22 protein-coding genes are annotated in these 21,423 nt (G+C 41.5%); 3 read left to right on the top strand and 19 right to left on the bottom strand.

The features are described from left to right. Positions 1 to 144 precede the first annotated feature (144 nt). Positions 145 to 1,353: a sporulation integral membrane protein YlbJ gene (ylbJ, locus tag NSQ76_RS07815; protein WP_034623700.1), complete on the top strand. Its 1,209-nt coding sequence runs from the start codon at positions 145 to 147 to the stop codon at positions 1,351 to 1,353. A gap of 14 nt (positions 1,354 to 1,367) precedes the next feature. Here the strand turns inward: ylbJ and coaD are convergent, their stop codons facing one another. The 9 genes from coaD to NSQ76_RS07770 form a co-directional block, all read right to left on the bottom strand. Continuing rightward, positions 1,368 to 1,850, bottom strand: coding sequence for a pantetheine-phosphate adenylyltransferase (gene coaD / locus NSQ76_RS07810; protein ID WP_024424274.1), 483 nt, complete (start codon positions 1,848 to 1,850; stop codon positions 1,368 to 1,370). 1 nt (position 1,851) lies between these two features. Then, positions 1,852 to 2,409 carry a 16S rRNA (guanine(966)-N(2))-methyltransferase RsmD gene (gene rsmD / locus NSQ76_RS07805; protein WP_034623702.1) on the bottom strand — a complete coding sequence of 186 codons (558 nt, stop codon included), beginning with the start codon at positions 2,407 to 2,409 and terminating at the stop codon, positions 1,852 to 1,854. A gap of 310 nt (positions 2,410 to 2,719) precedes the next feature. Further along, entirely contained in the window at positions 2,720 to 2,992 is a 273-nt protein-coding gene (locus tag NSQ76_RS07800; protein ID WP_024424276.1) for a YlbG family protein, read from the bottom strand. 65 nt (positions 2,993 to 3,057) lie between these two features. After that, a complete protein-coding gene (locus NSQ76_RS07795) occupies positions 3,058 to 3,507 on the bottom strand; it encodes a YlbF family regulator (protein ID WP_007499807.1) in 450 nt (149 codons plus the stop codon). Positions 3,508 to 3,564: 57 nt separating this feature from the next. Further along, positions 3,565 to 3,972, bottom strand: a complete 408-nt coding sequence (locus NSQ76_RS07790; protein ID WP_024426915.1) for a hypothetical protein — start codon at positions 3,970 to 3,972, stop codon at positions 3,565 to 3,567. A 73-nt stretch (positions 3,973 to 4,045) separates the two neighbouring features. Beyond that, positions 4,046 to 4,294, bottom strand: a complete 249-nt coding sequence (locus NSQ76_RS07785) for a YlbE-like family protein (RefSeq protein WP_024424278.1) — start codon at positions 4,292 to 4,294, stop codon at positions 4,046 to 4,048. Between the two features lie 19 nt (positions 4,295 to 4,313). Then, entirely contained in the window at positions 4,314 to 4,727 is a 414-nt protein-coding gene (locus NSQ76_RS07780; protein ID WP_034623703.1) for a YlbD family protein, read from the bottom strand. A gap of 110 nt (positions 4,728 to 4,837) precedes the next feature. After that, positions 4,838 to 5,881, bottom strand: coding sequence for a CAP domain-containing protein (locus tag NSQ76_RS07775; protein WP_024424280.1), 1,044 nt, complete (start codon positions 5,879 to 5,881; stop codon positions 4,838 to 4,840). Positions 5,882 to 6,003: 122 nt separating this feature from the next. After that, entirely contained in the window at positions 6,004 to 6,426 is a 423-nt protein-coding gene (locus NSQ76_RS07770; RefSeq protein WP_029706548.1) for a CBS domain-containing protein, read from the bottom strand. Positions 6,427 to 6,587: 161 nt separating this feature from the next. On the opposite strand from NSQ76_RS07770, the gene NSQ76_RS07765 reads away from it, so the two are divergent. After that, entirely contained in the window at positions 6,588 to 6,953 is a 366-nt protein-coding gene (locus NSQ76_RS07765) for a YugN family protein (protein WP_198456733.1), read from the top strand. Between the two features lie 75 nt (positions 6,954 to 7,028). On the opposite strand, the gene ctaG is transcribed toward NSQ76_RS07765, so the two are convergent. The 6 genes from ctaG to cyoE form a co-directional block, all read right to left on the bottom strand. Continuing rightward, complete coding sequence (gene ctaG / locus NSQ76_RS07760) at positions 7,029 to 7,907, bottom strand: cytochrome c oxidase assembly factor CtaG (protein ID WP_024424782.1); 879 nt, start codon at positions 7,905 to 7,907, stop codon at positions 7,029 to 7,031. A 30-nt stretch (positions 7,908 to 7,937) separates the two neighbouring features. Then, positions 7,938 to 8,267, bottom strand: coding sequence for a cytochrome c oxidase subunit IVB (ctaF, locus tag NSQ76_RS07755; protein WP_024426910.1), 330 nt, complete (start codon positions 8,265 to 8,267; stop codon positions 7,938 to 7,940). A 2-nt stretch (positions 8,268 to 8,269) separates the two neighbouring features. After that, positions 8,270 to 8,890 carry a cytochrome c oxidase subunit III gene (ctaE, locus tag NSQ76_RS07750; RefSeq protein WP_024424780.1) on the bottom strand — a complete coding sequence of 207 codons (621 nt, stop codon included), beginning with the start codon at positions 8,888 to 8,890 and terminating at the stop codon, positions 8,270 to 8,272. Beyond that, positions 8,890 to 10,761: a cytochrome c oxidase subunit I gene (gene ctaD, locus NSQ76_RS07745; protein ID WP_024424779.1), complete on the bottom strand. Its 1,872-nt coding sequence runs from the start codon at positions 10,759 to 10,761 to the stop codon at positions 8,890 to 8,892. The genes ctaE and ctaD overlap by 1 nt, the downstream gene beginning before the upstream one ends. Before the next feature lie 175 nt (positions 10,762 to 10,936). Then, positions 10,937 to 12,004, bottom strand: a complete 1,068-nt coding sequence (gene coxB / locus NSQ76_RS07740; RefSeq protein ID WP_024426909.1) for a cytochrome c oxidase subunit II — start codon at positions 12,002 to 12,004, stop codon at positions 10,937 to 10,939. Positions 12,005 to 12,283: 279 nt separating this feature from the next. Beyond that, on the bottom strand, positions 12,284 to 13,201 hold the full coding sequence (gene cyoE, locus NSQ76_RS07735; RefSeq protein ID WP_024424777.1) for a heme o synthase: 918 nt from the start codon (positions 13,199 to 13,201) through the stop codon (positions 12,284 to 12,286). A gap of 393 nt (positions 13,202 to 13,594) precedes the next feature. On the opposite strand from cyoE, the gene NSQ76_RS07730 reads away from it, so the two are divergent. Beyond that, positions 13,595 to 14,518 (top strand): COX15/CtaA family protein, encoded by a 924-nt coding sequence (locus tag NSQ76_RS07730; RefSeq protein WP_341053270.1) that lies wholly within the window; start codon positions 13,595 to 13,597, stop codon positions 14,516 to 14,518. A 37-nt stretch (positions 14,519 to 14,555) separates the two neighbouring features. On the opposite strand, the gene NSQ76_RS07725 is transcribed toward NSQ76_RS07730, so the two are convergent. The 4 genes from NSQ76_RS07725 to NSQ76_RS07710 all read right to left on the bottom strand — a co-directional run bounded on the left by NSQ76_RS07725 (position 14,556) and on the right by NSQ76_RS07710 (position 21,323). Beyond that, positions 14,556 to 15,992 carry a cryptochrome/photolyase family protein gene (locus NSQ76_RS07725; RefSeq protein ID WP_276569574.1) on the bottom strand — a complete coding sequence of 479 codons (1,437 nt, stop codon included), beginning with the start codon at positions 15,990 to 15,992 and terminating at the stop codon, positions 14,556 to 14,558. Positions 15,993 to 16,093: 101 nt separating this feature from the next. Then, on the bottom strand, positions 16,094 to 19,540 hold the full coding sequence (gene pyc, locus NSQ76_RS07720) for a pyruvate carboxylase (RefSeq protein ID WP_025092374.1): 3,447 nt from the start codon (positions 19,538 to 19,540) through the stop codon (positions 16,094 to 16,096). A 79-nt stretch (positions 19,541 to 19,619) separates the two neighbouring features. Next, a complete protein-coding gene (ftsW, locus tag NSQ76_RS07715) occupies positions 19,620 to 20,831 on the bottom strand; it encodes a putative lipid II flippase FtsW (protein WP_025092373.1) in 1,212 nt (403 codons plus the stop codon). A gap of 210 nt (positions 20,832 to 21,041) precedes the next feature. Beyond that, on the bottom strand, positions 21,042 to 21,323 hold the full coding sequence (locus tag NSQ76_RS07710) for a YlaN family protein (RefSeq protein WP_003212509.1): 282 nt from the start codon (positions 21,321 to 21,323) through the stop codon (positions 21,042 to 21,044). Between the last annotated feature and the right edge of the window lie 100 nt (positions 21,324 to 21,423).

The raw sequence follows: 21,423 nt of genomic DNA, 5'->3' as shown, positions 1-21,423 counted from the left end.
TCCTCTTTCTATGCATATATACGAATCTATAGGTCTAAACATGCCCCTACTGCTCGTATAGTAATAGAAGACAGGCTCGGCTAGTTTCTTTTTCTATAATCACGAGCTCACCAATAGATCATAACGGCAAGGGGCGAAATCTCCATGAAAAAATGGAACACTCTGTTCATCGCTGCTTTTTTTATTTTCTTAACAGCCACTGTGATTACACACCCACAAGCCTCTTTGCAAGCATCGAAAAATGGACTTGCAATGTGGTGGGAGGTTGTATTTCCATCATTGCTTCCTTTTTTTATTTTGTCCGAGCTATTAATTAGTTTTGGGATTGTCAGATTTGTCGGGGTATTATTAGAGCCATTTATGCGCCCCATCTTCCGGGTGCCGGGTGTAGGGGGATTTGTACTGGCTATGGGAATGGCTTCAGGGTTTCCTTCTGGTGCGAAATTAACGACAAGACTGAGGCAGGAAAGGCAGCTGACGCGGATCGAAGCAGAGCGTCTCGTTTCCTTTACAAATTCATCGAATCCATTGTTTATTTTCGGTGCAGTGGCTGTTGGTTTTTTTCATCATCCAGCTTTAGGCATTGTATTGGCCAGCGCTCATTATTTAGGGAATCTCGCTGTTGGTGTGACGATGCGGACATATAAAGCGCGGCATGATGCACACCTAAGAAGCCGAAAGAAGTTTTTATTCCCGCCGTTTAAAGAGGCATTCAATGCTCTTCATACAGCAAGACTCGCAGAGAAAAGACCGCTCGGCCAAATTTTAAGTGATGCAGTCATGTCATCAGTCCAAACACTCTTTATGATTGGCGGCTTTATTATCTTATTTTCTGTGTTTAGCAAAATGCTGTCAGTTGTCCATGTGACAGACCTTTTATCCATCGGGCTCGGATATATGCTGCAAACGATGCATCTTCCGCCAGAATTAGACCTTGCCATGATTGCCGGTTTATTTGAAATCACATTAGGAAGCCAGATGACGGGGTCACAGGAAGTCACCCTTCTCGCTAAAACCATTGTCGTCAGCTTTATTTTAGGATTCAGCGGGTTTTCTGTTCAAGCCCAAGTCGCCGGCATTTTAGCGGCAACCGATATCCGCTTTAAACCGTTTTTCTTCGCCCGTTTGCTTCACGGAATTTATGCAGCTGTTTTTGCCTTTTTATTATTCAAGCCTCTTTATGTCTCTCGATCAGACATGGCTCTCCCAGCGGGTGCCTTTGATGCAAGCCAGCAGGTCGTCATGTTCAGCAGCGTGCTTTGGAATCAGCTTGTGAAAGCCGGTCCCTTCATCACACTTTGCAGTATGATAGTGTATATCGCGCTATACTATCGGAAATTAAAAAATGGATGAGTGCCGGGTGGCACTCATCCATTAAATTTTTCCTTCAGCGCTGCTTCTACCTCTTTTGGTACAAGATCGTTGACTGCCCCATGATATTTCGCTACTTCTTTGACAATGCTGGAGCTTAAGAATGAATATTGATTGTTGGTCATCATAAAAAACGTTTCAATTTCATCGTCTAACACTTTGTTCATTGAGGTGCCTTGCATCTCATACTCAAAGTCCGTCACAGCTCTTAGTCCGCGTAAAATGACTTTGGCTTCTTTTTGCTTCGCATAATCAACAAGCAGACCGTGAAACGATTCAACTTTGATATTTGGCAGCTCCTTCGTTGCTTGGCGAATAAGCTCACACCGTTCTTCAACAGTAAATAACGGTTTTTTAGATGAATTATTTAGTACACATACATACACTTCATCAAAAATCTTTGCACCTCTTTTGATGATATCCAAATGCCCCAATGTAACTGGATCGAAACTGCCCGGACAAACGGCTATGTTCCCCATGCTAATTTCCCCGCTTTCTATAGATCGTAATACCAGTCAATCCGTACAGTTCCTGTCTTGTGATGTGGAGCTGCCCTGCTTCTTCTGGCAGCTTCACATCTTTATCATGCTCACACACGATCACGCCGTCATCTGTTAACAAGGCGTGCTCGTCAATCATTTCAAGAAGTGCTTTTAGCTGTTGATCTTTATAGGGCGGATCAAGGAAAATGGCTTGAAAGGATTCCTCTCGTTTCACAACAGCTGCAAGTGCACGCTTTGCTTCATTTCGAAACACTTCACTTTGATCCATTAGCGACAATTGATTCAGGTTTCCTTTAATCGTCTGAATCGCCTTTATATCTCGATCAACAAATATGCAATGATCGAATCCTCTAGAAAGCGCTTCAATCCCTAAACCACCGCTTCCTGCAAATAAATCAAGAGCCCATCCGCCATCAAAATACGGGCCGATCATATTAAATATTGATTCTTTTACTTTATCTGTCGTCGGTCTTGTTGATTGACCTGGTACCGCTTTAAGTGTGCGGCCTTTTTTCGTTCCAGAGATGACTCTCATTTTTCCACCACTTTTTCTACTTGCTTCTATTGGTCATTGTTTATGACAAAAAATTCAACATTATCTTACCACATCACTCCTCAAGGAACAATGCAATGATATTCATTCATTTTCTATGTATAGATCAAGAAATACGGGGTCATACTATTTATAACAGCATCTGATGTGGTGCTGTTGCCAACCGCGGAGAAGACTTACGTTTCCCCATAAGTTCTTCCTCCGGTTTCTCCTCTCCCTTTGCCTTCTCCTTAATGAATCATTAAGAATAGAAGGACCCCGCGGGTGATGCCGCGGGGATTTTTTTGTGTCTTTAAAAGCCCACCTTATAATCATACTCTTTTGCTTTGTCCAATTTGGATTCGTACTCTAATTTAATAAAAGGTTTATATGAAGGCTCAACACGTTTCACAAATGGTAACGAGCTGAGTTTAGCCATATGGCGCTCAAGATCATCCATATCACAATAGATCACAGCATATTTCATTTTCCTTGAAATATAGTGAACATTCCCGAATTTTCTTAGCGCTTTTGACTGCTTTAACGAATGCAGCCAGACGACCATCCCTTGACGTTTGGTTTCCATCTTTTCACCTGCCGCTTTTCAATTCTTTTCATTCATTATGTAAAAGACGAGACATTCAAGTCTCGTCAAGATACTTTACAGCCGCAGCTGCCACCTGATCCACAGCCACCGCCGCATGATGATAGACCATCAAAATATGGGTTCCCTGTTGGAACTTTAATATATGCTGATACAGCTTGACCGATTTCAATACTAATCTCATCTAAGATGGATTGAATCGCTGTTTCTGCTTTTTTGAAATCAACCACTGTATCGTGAAGATCTAGCTTTCTTTTGACCTCACGCATTTCCTTTGAGATCGTTCTATAGTCCGGATGATATTTGCCGAACCGCTGCACATCCTCATACTGCTCTTTTACTTTTGTAAAATGGGCAATAATTTGTTGGGCTTCTTCGTCTTGCTGGAGACGCTTAAAGCAGTTGCGGTAATGTTCAGCCTCCTCCGACTGAAGAATCATGGCAGCCAATTGATTTGCTTCCTCTTGGAGCTCCACAGATTCGATTGTCGCATACATAAATGTTGCACCTCCAATTCATAGTTTACCACGAAACCTATGGATCAGAAAATGCTTTTACGTGACAAATACATCCCATGTTTCTCTTTTCTGTTTATATTCTGGATGACGGGAATTCAGCACAACAGTCATTTTATGCTTTCCTTTTGAAAGATGCTTGACCACAAATGCCGCAGTATACTCATTCCCTGCACGTTTCCCGTCTACATACACTGTGAAATATCCCGCCTTCTCGTTCTTTTTCAGACGCTCTGGCTGAAGATGAAAATCTTGAAGTGTACTTTCTATATAGACAGACGACCCTTGCACTTTGTATTTCAAAAAGCCTTGCTGCTTCATTTCGCTTTGTGCTTGCTGCATGACTGGTACTGCTGGATCTTGCTTAATCACTTGCTCTTCTCCATGTTGACTTTGACACCCGGTGACAAGAAAAAGCAATGCGCCTATTGACAGCATCCATTTCATCATCTGATTCTCCTTTCATCTACTTTTATAGGATGCTCAGGAAATAGACATCTTAATCAACTCAAAAAAAGCCTCAACCGGCTCCATTTTGATTGCGCATTGCTTGGAACATTTGAATCATCATTTCAGCCATTTGGACGCTATTGCTCAACTGACTCACACGATGAGGAATGGTTTTTTCGTAAAAGTTCATTTTATCTAATTCAAAGGACGTTAGATTTTCAGGATGTCGCGTCAGCTGTCTGTACCAGATAGGACGCTGCCTTATGAATTTGATTCGCTCCTCTTCGGCCATGACAAATTCCTGTACTTCTTTTCGCACCAGAAGCATCCCCTTTCACTTAATCTTTCCTGAAGGAGAATGGGTGCTGACTGCCTCCAGATGAACCTTTCTTTGAACCATTGGATGAAAATTGGCCGAGCAAGCTTTGTAAAGAGGAAATAGACTGGCTCATTTTGTTAATCTGTTCATTCATTTGATCAGCGTCCATTTTTTTCACAGCAGAAACCATTTTAGACATAAAATCTGCTTTTCCTGCTTCACTTGGCTTAGAGGCTTTTTCTTCTTTCGCATCTTCAGATTTCGATTGCCGGTAAGGTGACCACATCTCATCTTCCTCACCAAACATGACCCAATTCTCGTATACACTTTGCCAGCTTTTTTCTTGCGTTTGCACTTCTTGAATTAACTTCGGATGGCGTCTGACGAATTGTTTAAATTCATCAATGGATGTTTGTTTATGCTTGTTTGTCATATCCTCACCCCCCATACAAATGCCTACTATACTATATACACCAGCATCTGTTTTGGTGAGCCTCTTTTTAACCATCAAAAAAACAGCTGCGACCATGCAGCTGCTTTCGTTTAAGAAGTTTTCTTGATGAAATTTTGGGTGTAATATTTTTCTTTCACCCCTACGCCAAGATGCGTGTAATCTTTATTTAATAACGCCTTCCTGTGACCTTCACTATTGAGCCAGCCCTCTACCGCTGCAGGTCCATCGACATAGTTATAGGCAATGTTTTCACCTGCGAGCTGAAAGCCCACCTCGCCTCTTTCTAACCGGTCTTTCAGCGTACCGTATTTTTTAGATTCATGGGAGAAATAATGATTCTCTTTCATGTCCTCACTATGCATGAATGCCACTTCAGAGGTTTCATCATCCCACTTTAAGATCGGCAGGTTGTACTTATGGCGGATAATATTGGTCATATCAAAAATTTGTTTTTGACTGGAAGCTTCGATATCTTTCCACTTTTCGCCTGATATCGCCTCAGGTTCTACCAATTGACCTCGGTAGACCACCTCATACGGCTTTTGTTTCACAAATGTATCTGCGTTGAAGGCCCTGATACTTGAAAGGGTGCTTTCAAACTTATCCATGTAAAGCTGAACATACACATCATCTCCCACTTTCACAGTAGGTCTTGTATTCATATCATCTTCTGAGAATTCAAAGCGGTATGAATTTTGTTCATCCTCCACATGAATGTAAGGTGCAATTTGTGTTTTCTTAAATACTTCACTCGTGGCTTGACCGATTTTAAACGGTTCTACATTCAGACCGTCTCCTGTGGCAAACAAGGTCACCACTTTACTATCCTTTACCCCTACTTGAATATAGTGCTTCTTCGATTGGTTGTAAATCCACCAGTCATAATCATATGCGGAAGGATCAATTCGATCTGGTTCTCCCAGCTGTTTAAGCACTTCGTTTGAAGATTTCCCCATAAAGGACATGAGCCCTTTTTTTGGGATGTTGATCGGCTTATCGCTAGATGTTTCTTCATTAGACACCTTCGGTTCATTGCTGTTTTCTTTTTCTGGTGAAGATCCATATTGAATAAACAGAACGTACGTTCCAGATATAATCAGGAGGATGAGGAGTGTTTTAAGCACAGTTTTCAAATAAACACCTCCGTTAAATTGGCAAGGTACAAAAAGTACCTTCTACTGTCATTTAAACAAAACTTGCTCCATTTATCAACGACAATACAGCCTATTTAACACGAATTTAAAATATGCCCCTCTTAATGAAGAAATCCTTGTCCATGATCTTGATCCTGTTGAGAGATTTCTGTCAGTGCCTCTCCCGCGCGATCATTTGATAAATCTTCGACTGATAAATCTCCAAGAGCGACAATCCCTGTTAATGCGCCGTTTTTCACAACGGGAATGCGGCGGAGCTGATGCTCTGACATGAGCCGGACAATTTCTTCAAGTGTTGCATCTTCTTCAGCTGTTAATACTTCCTTTGTCATCAGCGAGCCCACTTCCTGTGAGTTTGGCTTTTTTTCTGCAATGCCTCTAAGCACAAGGTCACGGTCTGTCACTATCCCAACGAGCTGATCTCCGTCAACCACTGGAATGGCACCAATATCAGCATCTCTCATTTTGACTGCTGCTTCATACGTATTGTCATCTTGATTACATGTCACTACTTTTTTGGTCATAATATCTTTGATTTTTTTCGTTTTCACGTTGATTCCTCCATCCGTTATTTTCTTTATTACTGTAACCAGCTTATAAAAGAACATACCTTTCACAGTTGAAAGTTTAACGCTTTCATACTATGATTGTCAGTAAAGGGAAATTTTATAAGGAGGGGTTTTGGGTGAAGTTTGAAGGTACGGGGATTGAAAAGGTATCAGCTGACTTAAATAAATTAGATTTCATTATGGAAAGTGAAGGATTTGTACGAGCCGATCAATGGGATTATGAGCGTGTGACATACGACAGAAAGTACAGCATGGTAGAGGGAACCTTTTATTTACGGATTTCCGGCTACGCTACTGAAGGAGATGTCGGTTCCAAAAAAGCACACATTCAGCTTCTAACACCGTTACTAGGAAAACACTATTATCCACATGGCGTTGAATACGGCGAAGGCGAAGAATTCCCTAACTCTCTCATCCAATCAAGCAAAAAAACACTTGCACAGCTGAAGGAAAAACTAGAAGCCATGACGGCTGAAGCATAAAAACTATGGGCTAAAATGATCTTAATTTTAGCCCTTTTTCTAAGATTAAAGCACAGCCAGATGGCTGTGCTTTTTTTATTCATATTTCGGAATAAGCGCATCTGGTACGGCATCTTTTGCTCTTTCTTTTCTTGCCCAGTCAAAGAAGACAACAGCAAGAATAGAGCCGTACACAATCTCCTGAATAATTTTCATCAAAATCGCACCTAGCTGCTGGTCCTCTAGCAGTGGCAAGGTGTGGAACATATCAGGGCCAGTGAGGGCAAGGCCTGCCAGCATATCACTTGGCACACATAAATGCAGTGCTTGTATCCATGCGCCGGCATCTGAATAGGTTGCATAGATCGGTGCTTCACTAAACATGATGAGTGCACAGGCCGGTGTCATCAATATCCCGTCTGCCATGATATATCCAAGCTTCAAAATGCCTGTGATCTGCGGCTGACTTTGAACTTTATGGACAAGCGGCCACCACATGAAAAAGGCAGCGATAAAAATAACCACCGTCATCACTGCGTGGTAAAACGGATCTGTTTTCACAAAATCAAACACAAGCGGAATGTGATACAGCGAAAACAAGCCGTTAAACCCAAGCAGTGCAATTAAAGGTTTGGAAAACAAACGGAAAACAGCTTGAATACCTGGTGTTTGAATGATCCGCTCCCAAATGGCTGGAGGCAATCCTGTAATAAGGAGAGGCGGGATGACTAAGTACAGCACCGCCATTTGCGCCATATGTGCACTAAACATAATATGCCCCATTAAATCAATTGGGCTTCCTTTCACAGCATATAACAGAACAAGCCCTGTCAGAAACAACGTCTTCTCTTTCACCGTCGCACGGTGCTTTCCCTTTGTCACAAGAAGCAGATAAAGAGCAGCTGCTATCACAATACAAGTCAAATAATAAGGGCTCCATAAAGCCCGAAATCCGAAAATTTCTAAGTTCTCCATTGCTGCGCCTCCTTCAAGGGCAAAGCGGGTTTACCACCATATAATGGTCAAAAAGGCTAATACGGTAATAAACGCAACAAACACACCTGAGTATAGAAACAAGGCGGGTGTTTCATGCCCTTTTTGGTTCATGTGCATAAAATAATAAAGCTGAAAAGCTACCTGAATGCCTGCAAGCAGTAAAATAAATGGTACTGCGAACCAATTTCCAACGTCTTCTGAGGCGATCGTTAAAAACGCAACAAATGTTAATCCAATCATCAAGCCGAAAGAAATGAGCTGATGCTTCATTTCTTCGGCATTTTTCTTTTTACGATATACAAGGTCGACTTTAGACTGATTTGTGTTTTTATTTCCCATTCTTATCCCACCATTCCCATTAAATATACAACGGTAAAGATGAAGACCCACACAACATCAATGAAGTGCCAATAGAGACTAGCCACATAATATTTCGGCGCATTGTATAAATCGAGTCCGCGTCTCATATTTCGAATCATAAGAGCGGTAATCCAGCAAAGTCCGAAGGCGACGTGAGCTCCGTGAGTTCCTACAAGTGTATAGAAGGAAGAACCAAGAGCAGAGCTGGTAATCGTAAATTCATACGCATGCACATAGTGATAAAACTCATATATCTCAACCCCTAAAAATCCAGCACCTAAAAGGACCGTGATACCAAGCCAAAGCTGCATTTTTTTAAAGGCAAAGTTTTTCATATGATACATGGCATACACACTCGTTAAACTGCTCGTTAATAGAAGCATTGTGGCAATAAAGACAAGTGTGAGGTCAAACATATCAGTTGTTTTTGCTCCGCCTGCATTTGAGTTTTTCAGCGCCAAATAAGTGGCAAAAAGCGATGCAAACAGAACGGTTTCTCCTCCAAGAAACAGCCAGAACCCGACAAACTTATTCTTCCCTTCTAACGTGGCCTTCTCAGGAGAAGCCGGAAAGGTTTCCGCCGTCATTTTTTGTGGTTCCATTATGCTTTCACCCCTTTATCATCGTCGTCAGTCAAATCTTCTTTGTGAATATGGTATCCATGATCATCTTTCAAAGACCTAACCAGCATGGTCGCAAACGTAATACCAAGACCAATGAAGATCACCGGAAGCCCCCAGCTGTGCTCTTGACGATACATGAAACCAAACGCTGACACAAATAGACCGAATGAGATAATGACAGGCAAAATGGAGTTATTCGGCATGTGAATATCATCGAGCGGTTCAGATGCTGTCATTCCTTTTTTACCATCCATTTTTTCAATCCATAATGGATCTAGTCCTCTCACAAGCGGCAGCTGTTTAAAGTTGTATTCTGGCGGAGGCGAAGAAACTGCCCATTCAAGTGTTCTTCCATCTCCCCAAGGATCACTCGATACCCGCTCTCCTTTTGCTGTTGTCCAGATGATGTTAATCAGCATGATCACAACAGCTACAAACATAAACAGTGCCCCAATCGTACTGACTAAGTTCCCAAGCTCTAGACCCTGACCTGGCAGGAATGTAAAGACCCGGCGCGGCATGCCCCATAAACCGAGAAAATGCTGGATAAAGAAAGTTAAATGGAAACCGATGAAAAACAGCACAAAGCCAATTTTCCCAAGCTTCTCATTCAGTATTTTTCCAAACATCTTCGGCCACCAGTAATGCACACCTGCTAGAATACCGAATACAACCCCGCCGATAATGACGTAATGGAAATGCGCCACAACAAAATACGTATCATGGAACTGATAATCCGCTGCAGCTGCTGCAAGCATGACCCCAGTTACCCCGCCAAGTAAGAACGACGGAATAAAGGCAACAGAATAAAGCATCGGCGTTGTAAACTTCACATTACCGCCCCATATCGTGAGCAGCCAGTTGAATACTTTAATTCCTGTTGGCACCGCAATTGCCATGGTCGCTACAGCAAAGATCGCATTGGCGATAGGTCCAAGCCCCGTAGTGAACATGTGATGCGCCCACACCATGAATCCAAGGAAACCAATCAATACAGTAGCGAACACCATGGACGAGTAACCAAACAATCTTTTTCTTGCAAACACCGGAATGATCTCAGAGAAGATTCCGAATGCCGGCAGGATCAAGATATATACTTCCGGGTGTCCGAAAATCCAGAACAAATGCTCCCAGATGATTGTATTTCCTCCAAGCTCTGGATTGAAAAAGCTCGTGTCAAACATTCTATCAAGCATCAGCATCGCAAGCCCTGCTGTCAGCGGAGGGAATGCGAATAAAATAAGTGCGGAGGCGACAAATGTCGTCCAAGTAAAGAGCGGCATTCTCATATACGTCATACCAGGCGCTCTCATATTAATAATCGTTGCAAGAAAGTTAATTCCTGCGATCAGCGTACCAATACCCGCGATCTGTAAACCTAAAATGTAGAAATCCATTCCATGACCTTCTGAATTCAGCGTGAGCGAAGCGTATGCAGTCCAGCCTGCATCAGGTGCTCCGCCCATAAACCATCCAAGGTTTAAGAAAATTCCTCCGAAAAAGAATAACCAAAAACCAAGTGAATTCACAAACGGAAATGCTACGTCACGTGCACCAATTTGAATTGGTACTACCGCATTCATTAATGCAAATAACAGCGGCATAGCTGCAAGGAAAATCATTGTCGTTCCATGCATCGTCATGATTTCATTGTAAACCCCTGCACTGACAAAATCATTTTCAGGGATGGCTAGCTGAATACGGATAAACATCGCTTCTAGGCCGCCAACCAAAAAGAAAAATCCCCCTGCCACTAAATATAATATGGCAATTTTTTTGTGGTCAACCGTTGTCAAGTAATCCCATAAGACAGCGCCAAACCCCCGCTTTTTAGCTATTGTACTCACCATGAAATCCCCCTCTTATCTCCCATTTGCCCCTTTTCATATAGATGTCTTTCTTCACGATCCTTTAAGCAGACTATGTCTGACAGATGACGACTTCTCGGTTGTAGAGACATATTCGGGAGCTCTTAACAAAAACTTCACATCGATCACATACCCTCTTGAATATTTGCTCTAGTTGTTACTCGATTTTAAGACCTTTTAAATACTCGTAAAGTGCATCTGCTTCTGAGTCATTTAATTTAGGGTACGTTCCTGTCATCTTATTACCTGGTTTAAAGCTTTCTGGATCTTTCAGCCATGCTTTCACATTTTCTTTGTTCATGTCTTTAATTCCAGCTACTTTCGTCCGCTCTCCGAAGGTCGCAAGGTTTGGTGCAGTTCTTGCTGCTTCCGGCCGTTCGTCACCAGGCTCTACTGCGTGACAGCTTAAGCAATTTTTCTCTTTAAATAGCTTTTCACCCTCTAAAGCGAGATCCTTTGTGGATTCAGGCTTCTTGTAATCAGCCATTTTTTTCGTCCATCCTAAAAACTCATCTTGAGAAAGCGTTTTAACTTTAAAGTCCATTAAAGCATGTGACGGCCCGCACAGCTCCGCACATTTCCCGTAGAAATATTCCCCTGCATCTTTCGTTCGTTTCGAGTCAAAGGTTAAATAAAATTTGTTTTCATTATCTGTGTTTGTATCAATTTTACCGCCAGCCGATGGAACCCAGAATGAGTGTTTGACATCGGACGCTTTCAGCTTAAAATATACCTTCTGATCTGTTGGTACGATCAATTCCTGACTTGTGACAATCCCATAATCAGGGTATTCAAATTCCCACCAATATAAGCTGGCTCTTACATTAACAACAAGTGTCTTTTCAGGATCTCGTTTTTTCTTATCCATAGCGCTTGTATCCCCTAGTTCAAGCGTGTATGCCACAACAGGTACAACGAGAATAATGAGTAGAAGAATCGGAATCGCTGTCCATGTGATTTCCAGGTTGCGGTTCCCTTCCACCTGCTTTGGAATCGTATCTTCTCCCACTTTAGAACGTTTGAATTTAATGATGACGTAAAAGAAAATGATCGATACAACAATGACGACAAGAACCATAATGAGTGTACTCAGTACCGTTAGGAAAAACTGTTTATCTGCTACTTCCCCAACAGGCTTGAGTGTTGATAAGTATGGTTCACCACAGCCCGCCAAAACGAGCGTCAGTAAGAGAAACAGTGAATAAACACGCCATTTTCTTATCATAATTTGTCCCAACCCCTTTTGCTTGATCTCCTTTGCCTTTCGCTTTTTACCTCTTATTTATAAAATCACTTCTCACCCATGCATAACCCCCGCCTCTTATAAAAGCACTTACATTTCCTCTTTTCATAAAAAAATGATGTTTTTACTCAAAATACCATCTATGTATAAACAGAAAGCCGCCTAAATAGAACTGAATATCAGGCGGCTTTCATAGTTGTTAGAAAATGTTGTGTTATAAGATATAGCCATTGTTTTGATGTGATCAAAGTGTATTTCACTCTAGAATAGTGTAATAATAATCATCGCTACGAAAAAGATGGTTAAGTAGTTTAATGAATAAACGAACATGAGCGTTGACCACTTCATGATGTCTTTCATTTTAAAGCCCATAAGGCCAATAACAAGCCATCCAATATTAAGCAATGTACCAAGTGCGACAATCGGCCATCCTAATCCACCTAAGAAAAATGGAAGCGGAAGAAGACATGCTGTCCAAATGATGATCTGGCGTTTTGTGACTTCAAAGCCGTAAACAACTGGCAGCATTGGAATGCCCGCCTTACGGTAATCTTCCGTTTTCTTAATCGCAAGTGACAGGAAGTGCGGGATTTGCCAAATGAACATAATCATAAACAAAACCCAAGCTGTTGTGTCGATTGTACCTGTGACAGCTGTCCAGCCGATTAATGGCGGAACCGCGCCAGATACACTTCCGATAACTGTATTGATGGTGTAGTGGCGTTTAGACCACATGGTGTAAAGAACCGCATAAGTAAAGACTCCAATAAATCCAATCACTGCTGATGTAATGGTTGTCATCAGAAGCATAATGAGTCCTAATACAACAAGCAGAATGCCAAATGCATACGCTTGCCCCGGCTGAATTTTACCTGTAACCGTCGGTCTTGTTTTTGTTCTTTCCATTAATATATCAATATCACGGTCAAACGCATTATTAATTGCGCATGAACCGGCAATAATAAGAGAAGAACCAATCATTGTTAACAGCACAATATCAAGATTTCCAAGAAAACTCATATCTGTAAAATAAAAAGCAAGCCACATTCCAGTAAATGTCGTAATGAAATTGGAATTGACGATGCCCATTTTAATCAGAGCAAGAAAATCTTTCCACGCTGTTGTTTCTTCTATTTGTCCATGAATAGCTGCTTCCGCGGCTGTTTTGGAATTTGCCAATGTGTATAACCTCCCTTGCCCAAACCTTCAAACGAACGAATGACACGTAAAATCATTACAACTCTATCATACAAGATAAACAGCTGTAAAAAAACATCCTATTAAATAATAAACGACAAACTTGAAGTTATTTGTGAACTTTTCGTGAATTTATTAGGATATATGTGTGTTTCAGAAGGCGGTGCAAAATGAAATATTCTCTCCTCTATTTCTATCAGACTGTCAAAGAAAGATCAAGCACTCTAAATCTGTAAACTTTGTGAACTAACATATCATTTTTTTGTGAACTTTGGTCATTATGAATTGCAACAGAACACGCATTTGGCTTAAACTTGAGAGCATGTGAGGTTTTCATTTACATCAGAAGTTTTTTAGAGAAGGTGAAATAATTTGATGAAATTTGCTTTAAGGCTATTGAGCGTGATCACAACGTTTGTGATGCTGATCGTACTGATTGGCGGTGCGCTTGTGACGAAAACCGGTTCGGGTCTTGGCTGCGGTAGACAGTGGCCCCTTTGCCACGGTCGTTTCTTTCCTGAAATGAACCCCGCTTCCATCATCGAATGGAGTCACCGCATGTCAACAGGGGTTTCCACCATTCTTGTTCTGGCACTGGCGGTCTTATGCTGGAAAAAAATTAGTCCAGTATTCCGTGAAACCAAATTTTTGGTCATCATGTCCATTATCTTCTTAATGCTTCAAGCGCTGTTAGGAGCTCTTGCCGTCGTATTTGGTTCTAACGCACTTGTGATGGCACTGCACTTCGGTATTTCACTCATTTCATTTGCTTCAGTATTACTGCTTGCACTTCTTGTCTTTGAAGCAACCAGATCTGAAACAAAGCTTGTGAAGCCGCTTCATATCGGCAAAAAAATGCAGTTCCATATTTATGGGTTGATCACCTATACGTATATCGTGGTATATACGGGCGCTTATGTGAGACATACAAAGTCAAGCCTTGCTTGTTCTGTCTTCCCGTTTTGTTCAAAAGACGGTGCGCTTCCAACGTATTTTAATCAGTGGGTTCAAATGTCTCACCGAGCAGCAGCACTTCTTTTATTCGTCTGGATATTTGTCGCAATGTTCCATGCCATGAAACATTATAAAGAACAGAAGCAGCTGTATTATGGATGGATCATTTCAGCCATTCTGATTACACTTCAAGCCATTTCAGGTGTGATGTCTGTTTATTCTCAGCTTGCACTTGGTTACGCGCTAGCTCATTCATTCTTTATTTCTTGTTTGTTTGGGGTACTATGCTACTTCTGCTTACTCATTGCCCGGTTTAAATATGAAAACAAAGAGTCATTTAGATAAGAATTGTATCCCCCTTTCATGTGGAGAGGGGGATTTTTTATTGTTGTTTTGCTTCTTCGAATAGCGAGATAGCCTTTTTGCGTCTTTCCTGGTGATCAACTGTTGGCAGCGGGTATGTATCACCTAGCACACAGCTCGATTCCAGTTGTTCATCGGTCGGCATTTTACTTGGTTCATGAATCCATTTTTCATCGACATGCTCTAGCTCTGGTACATATTTTCTAATATATTCCCCGCTTGGATCAAACCGCTTCGACTGGGTCGTTGGGTTAAAAATACGGAAGTACGGCACGGCATCTGTCCCAACAGAAGCTGCCCACTGAAATCCTCCGATATTCGAAGCCTCATCATAATCCACAAGCTTTTTTGCAAAATACGCTTCTCCCTTTCTCCAATCAATCAAATAATCTTTTGTTAAAAATGAGGCGGTGACCATCCTTAAACGGTTATGCATCCAGCCTTCCTCATTTAACTGTCTCATCCCTGCATCAACGAGAGGAAAGCCTGTTTCACCTTTACACCATGCTTCAAACAGCGACTCATCTTCATTCCATTTCACCCCTTGAAACGCTGAATTGATTTCTTTTTCTTTCATCTCTGGATAATGAGCATAAATCATATGGTAAAAATCTCGCCACGCCAGCTCTTTGATAAAGGTTTCTCTGCCCTCGTCTTCAAACAGTGCTTCCTCATGTACCGCATGAAAGATCGTTCGAATTGAGATGGTCCCTGTTTTTAAGAACCGTGACAGCTTACTCGTTCCAAAAACAGATGGAATATCTCGTTTTTCATGGTAACGTGTTAGTCTTTTTTGGATAAAGTCATGCAGCGTGTTCATCGCTTTGCGTGAGCCGATTTGATCAAATTTTCTTGAGCATCTCATGATTATACTGCGCAGTTTGTCATTCCCTTTGTGTGAAAGTGACTCATCACAAATCGTATGAGCGCTATTGAGAAATGATTTGTCAACTTTTATCACAGGCTGCTTCTCTTGCTTTCGCCATGATTGATAGTATGGAGTAAACACTTGATAATGAGTGCCATCCGCTTTTAAAATATCTTGCGCCCCGTGAAGGTGTGTATCTTGCCATTTTGACACATGAATGCCCTTCTTTTCTAAAAAAGCGGTTACTTGATGGTCACGCTTTTGACCGATTCCCACTTGATCTTCATTAAAAAAGACAGCTTTGATGTCATACACATCGATAACTTGCTGAAAGGCACGCAAGACATCTCCATAGAGAAGATGAATATACATTTGAGATTCTCTTGCTACCTTGACGAAATGCGCCAAGTTTTGAAAAAAATGTTCGTTGTTTAAATCGAGGTCCATTTCAGTAAAAAATGGATCTAGATGATAAAGAGCAAATAATTTGCACTCGTGTTTTTTTGCATATGTGATCGCTTTTGATAAGGCGATATGATCATCTAATCGCATATCCCGGCGAAACCAAATCACAACAATGTTGTCCAACCTTCTTCACCTCACTCTATAGTGTAATCACTCTCACTTGCTGCTGCACATTTTAATGCGCTCAAAAAAAAAGACACATCACGGTGGATGTGTCTCGCTTCTTATTCAGGCTTTAATACAATTAAAAGATCACCGGTTTGAATCGGTTCTCCATTTGTCACATGTATTTCATCTACGACCGCAGAAAATGGAGCTTGTACAGTCGTTTCCATTTTCATGGCTTCATTGATCATCAAATGCTCACCTTGTGAAATTTTCTGCCCTTTTTCGACGAGTACTTTGATGACAGTGCCTGGCATCGATGCGGCGATGTGATTTGGATTTGAACGGTCCGCCTTCATTTTTTCTTGAACGGAGGATTTGATGCTTTCATCCTTAATCACCACTTCACGCGGCTGGCCATTTAACTCAAAGTAAAGAACTCTTGTGGCATCTGGATTCGGTTCACCAATTGATACGAGTTTGACAATCAGGGTTTTTCCTTTTTCGATTTCTACCTCAATCTCTTCTCCGAGTCTCATCCCGTAGAAGAACGTTGGTGTATCAAGAACAGAGATGTCACCATAGCTTTCTGCTGTTTGGACAAATTCAGAAAAGACTTTCGGATATAAGGCATACGCAATTGCGTCTTGCTCTGTTAACGTCAGGTCATGAGATTCTTTGAACTGCTTCTTAATGTCTTCAAAGTCCACTGGCTTCAGCTTCTCACCAGGTCTGACAGTAAGAGGCTCTTCCCCTTTTAAAATCAGCTTTTGTAGCTTTTCTGGGAATCCGCCATGCGGCTGGCCTAAATAGCCTTTAAATAATTCCACAACAGAATCCGGGAAGTCTAGTGTTGCGCCTTTTTCATAAACATCTTCTTCTGTTAGATCATTTTGCACCATATAAAGTGCCATATCTCCAACTACTTTAGAGGATGGTGTCACCTTTACAATATCACCAAACATGTCATTCACACGTCTGTACATTTCCTTTACTTCATTCCAGCGCTCGCCAAGACCGACACCTTTCGCCTGCTGCTGCAAGTTACTATATTGACCGCCAGGCATTTCATGCTCATAAATTTCTGTATGAGGCGAATTCATGCCGCTTTCAAATTCATGATAGTATTTTCTGACGGAATCCCAGTATTGAGAAAGGCGTTCGACAGATTGGACATTCATGTCTGGCTTTCTTTCATGTCCATCTAAAGCATAATAAAGTGAGCTTGCACTTGGCTGCGATGTGAGTCCTGCCATAGAGCTGACGGCAACATCCACAATATCAACACCTGCATCAATCGCTCTTGCATAGGTGAACAGTCCATTTCCACTCGTGTCATGCGTATGAAGATGGATTGGGATCGTAAGCTCATCTTTTAAAGCAGAGACTAGCTCGTAGGCTGCCTGCGGTTTTAATAGCCCCGCCATATCTTTAATACCTAAAATATGTGCGCCGGCAGATTCAAGCTCTTTTGCAAGAGATACATAGTACCCAAGATCATATTTTGGACGAGATGGATCAAGAATATCCCCCGTATAACAAATCGCCGCCTCTGCCACTTTGCCTGATTCCCGAACAGAATCAATAGCAAGCGTCATGCCTTTGACCCAGTTTAAGCTGTCGAAAATACGGAACACATCAATGCCTGCCTCGGCTGATTCTTTTACAAATGCTTTGATCACATTATCTGGATAGTTTGTATATCCGACAGCGTTTGATGATCTTAATAGCATTTGGAACAGCGTGTTTGGCACTTCTTGACGAAGCTCTTTCAATCGTTCCCAAGGATCTTCTTTTAAGAAACGGTACGCAACATCAAATGTAGCCCCGCCCCACATTTCCATACTAAACAGCTCTGGCCATAAACCTGCTGTCGGCTGGGCAACTTTCTTTAAATCATGTGTTCTGAAGCGTGTCGCAAGCAGAGACTGATGCGCATCTCTAAAGGTTGTGTCAGTTAAAAGGACGTTATTTTGTTCTTTCACCCAGTTGGCAAGCCCCTCAGGTCCATGCGTATCTAACAATTGTTTTGTCCCAGACGGAATCTCTTGATTGAGAGGAAGCTTCGGTACGTCTGGCTTGTCAAAATGAGGCTTCTTTTTCTCCGCAATACCTGGGAACCCATTAATGGTAACGTTACCAATATAAGTCAACATCTTCGTTCCGCGGTCTTTTTGCTTAGGGAAATTAAATAGCTCTGGCGTTGAGTCGATAAACGATGTATCGTATTCCCCTTTTAGGAACTTCTCATGCTTAGCCACATTTTCAAGAAATGGGATGTTAGTTTTAATTCCGCGAATCCTGAATTCTTGTAAATTTCGAACCATTTTAGCAGCCGCTTGATCAAACGTGAGCGCCCATGTAGACAGCTTGACCAATAGTGAGTCGTAATAAGGTGTAATGACCGCACCTTGGAAGCTGTTCCCTGTATCAAGACGTACACCAAATCCCCCACCTGAGCGGTAGGCCATAATTTTTCCTGTGTCTGGCATAAAGTCATTTAAAGGATCTTCTGTTGTGACCCTTGATTGAATGGCAAAGCCGTGTGTAAAGATATCTTCTTGCTTTGGAATACCAACTTCTTTGCTGTGAAGGTTATGCCCCTTTGCAACAAGAATTTGGGTTTGAACGATATCGACACCTGTGATCATTTCTGTGATCGTGTGTTCTACCTGTACCCTTGGATTGACTTCAATAAAGTAAAACTCTCCATTTGCAACTAGAAATTCTACAGTCCCTGCATTAATGTACGATACATTCTGGGCCAGCTGGACAGCCGCTTCGCAAATATCTTCACGCAATTGATCTGTTAGAGACACACTTGGCGCCACTTCAATGACCTTTTGATGCCGCCTTTGAACAGAGCAGTCACGCTCATATAAATGAATGATATTGCCGTGATTGTCTCCAATCACCTGCACTTCAATATGTTTTGGATTTTCAATCAGCTTTTCAACGTATACTTCGTCATTTCCAAAAGCAGCTTTGGCCTCTGACTTCGCACGGTCATAGGCTTCCTTCAGCTCTTCTTTTGATCTGACAATCCGCATACCCCGGCCGCCGCCGCCTAGTGAAGCTTTAATAATAAACGGGTAACCGTATTCTTCACCGAATTTTTCGACTTCTTCGACCGAATCAACTGGTCCGTCACTTCCTGGAATGACTGGAATACCAGCTTTTTTCGCTTCATCTCTCGCCTTTACTTTATCTCCAAACATATCTAAATGCTGAGAAGTTGGACCGATAAATTGAATGCCTTCCTCTTCGCATCGTCTTGCAAAATGAATATTTTCGGATAAAAATCCGTAGCCTGGATGAATCGCATCCACGTCATTTCGTTTTGCAATTTCGATGATCCCCTCGATATCGAGGTAGGCATCAATCGGTTTCTTCCCTTCTCCAACTAGATATGCTTCATCAGCTTTATAGCGATGATAAGAGCCCGAGTCTTCTTTGGAATAAATGGCCACTGTACGTAAATTGAGCTCCGTACAGGCCCTGAAGACTCTGATAGCGATTTCCCCTCTGTTTGCAACTAGAACCTTTTGAATTGTTCTCTGTGACATTCTCACTCCTCCATATCCCTTAAAATTTTATATGTACTCTATAATAAAGGAAGAAATGAAAACTGTACACTTTTGTTTTCTAAAGATTCAAAGTTTTCTGCAATCCATTTTTTTCAACCGCTGGTTTGCTCATTGATTTTTTCTTTTTGTAACGCTCTTTATATTCAGTAAACATGCTGATATTCAGCAGCATTCCCATACAGATGCTAAGTAAAATGATAGACGATCCCCCGTAGCTGATAAACGGAAGTGTCACCCCAGTAATTGGAATAAGACCTGAAACACCGCCTAAATTGATACAAGTTTGGATCGCAATCATGGAGGAAATTCCTATTGCAAGCAAACTTCCAAACGGATCTTCACACTTTCTCGCAATATAAAAACCTTTCACGACGATGAAACCAAGAAGAGCGAGAACAAAAAACACGCCGAAAAAGCCAAGCTCTTCTGAGATAATTGCCATGATAAAGTCTGTGTGCGGTTCTGGAAGATACCCGTACTTTTGAACGCTTTCTCCTAGACCGAGTCCAAAAAAGCCGCCTGATCCAATCGCATAATATGAATTAATCAATTGATGCCCAGTAGCCCCTGCATCTTTAAATGGATCTTGGAAACTCTCAAAACGTCCGAGACGATTTTGCGTGAAAATTTTATCCCAAAAAAGAATAATAAACGGGGTCACGACGACCATTACTGCACTAAATAGCGCCAGCAGCTTCGCAAGCGTTTTGCCGCTAAAGCCTGAGCATAAAATCATCGCAAGGGCAATCATGCCAATGATAAAGGCTGTCCCATAGTCTGGCTGCAAAATGATAAATCCGCACAGGATAGAGACAATCACGATTGGAGGCGTGACACCTCTTAAAATATGATCAATATAATGCTGCTTTTTGGCATACACCGCAGCAAGATAGATGATGACGACAATCTTTACAAATTCAGCTGGCTGAAGACTAAAAGGGCCTAATTTGATCCAGCTTCTTGCGTTCCCTGCAATATGACCGCCAAAGTACACATAGATGAGGGAAAAAACTGAAATCAGCAGCATACCAATCTGGAATTTCTTATTTGAAAACAGCTGATATGGAACTAATGCTGTAAAGATCAAGATGACTGCTCCAACAATCATAAATAAGAGCTGTTTCTTAAAAAAGTTATCTGGCGCGGCATCGTATCTGATAACAGATGTAATCATACTTGAGCTATACACCATAACCAAACCAAATGCGCTGATTAAGATAATGGCGAACAATAATGAGTAGTCATACGATTTTAGCATTCTCTTTAACATATAATCCTCTTCCTAACGTCTGTTTCTACTGCTTGATATCTTCTTAGCTGTTCTTATTCTACTACATTTTCTCCGTTTGATCTCGTTTTACCTCTTTTATATTGTTCGTCATTCATGAAAGAATCAAGTCCGTTTGCCGTCAATCCATCAAAAGAAAATAGGGGACAAAAAAACTCAAACTTATGTTGTGGAAGTTTGAGTTTTCAATCGTTATTTTTTTGTGAACGCATCATGAAGTGCGGAAAGCTCTCTCTCAAGTTTATCGAGTAGTTTCTTGCCTTCATGTTGATCAACTAATCCAAGCCGGACAGCAAAATCAATCTCTCTCGATAATCCGAACATTTGAGTATCTAAAACCTCTTCATAAAGAGGACATTGCGGCATCGTTAAGTTGTCCATTTGCACTTGGATCAATTTTAAAATTTTATCTGCATCCAATTTTAATAAAGCCAGTGCTTTTTGCCGATGATCGACTAAAATTTCTGACGCCAAAAGTATCCCTCCGTTCCCCAGGCGAGTACCTAATTCTTCTATTTATCATAAAGCGAAACGCCCAAAATTGCAAGCAGATTTGTACAGTTCGCTTTGTGAA

The organism is Bacillus sp. FSL M8-0256, from assembly GCF_038005765.1.
In the GTDB taxonomy this organism is placed as follows: domain Bacteria; phylum Bacillota; class Bacilli; order Bacillales; family Bacillaceae; genus Bacillus; species Bacillus safensis.
The sequence above is the reverse complement of the archived record's forward strand: the minus strand, read 5'-3'. Positions and strand labels throughout refer to the sequence as shown.